This is a genomic window from Mesorhizobium sp. M4B.F.Ca.ET.203.01.1.1 (assembly GCF_004791025.1).
GTDB lineage: Bacteria > Pseudomonadota > Alphaproteobacteria > Rhizobiales > Rhizobiaceae > Mesorhizobium > Mesorhizobium abyssinicae.
Window position 1 is genome coordinate 1 of the sequence record NZ_SRUO01000191.1, and the last position, 319, is coordinate 319.

At 63.6% G+C, this 319-nt stretch carries 1 protein-coding gene; it reads left to right on the top strand.

The window, feature by feature from the left end; all coding sequences use genetic code 11:
* Window positions 1-121 precede the first annotated feature (121 nt).
* The coding region (locus EN846_RS34270; RefSeq protein ID WP_189587213.1) for a GFA family protein at window positions 122-319 on the top strand (198 nt) is incomplete at its 3' end.

Here is a 319-nt window from a genome sequence, read left to right on the forward strand (position 1 = left end):
CGCCGTCAAGGCGCGAATTCGTGCGGATCTGGCGACCTGGACGGGCTGACGTACTTCGCCGGGGCGACGAACCGTACTAAGGTGCGCGATCCTGGGGAAGCATGAGCTGAAAGGAGCCAGCATGGTCACGCGTCGCGCCGAATGTTCCTGCGGTCAGCTGTCAGCCACTTGCTCGGGCGAGCCTGTACGCATTTCGGTTTGCCATTGTCTCGATTGCAAACGGCGCACCGGCAGCGCCTTCAGCTACAACGTCCGGTTTGCCGAGGCCGACGTGTCGATTGAAGGGCGCGCCCTGCAGTTCACGCGCGTCGGCGAACTG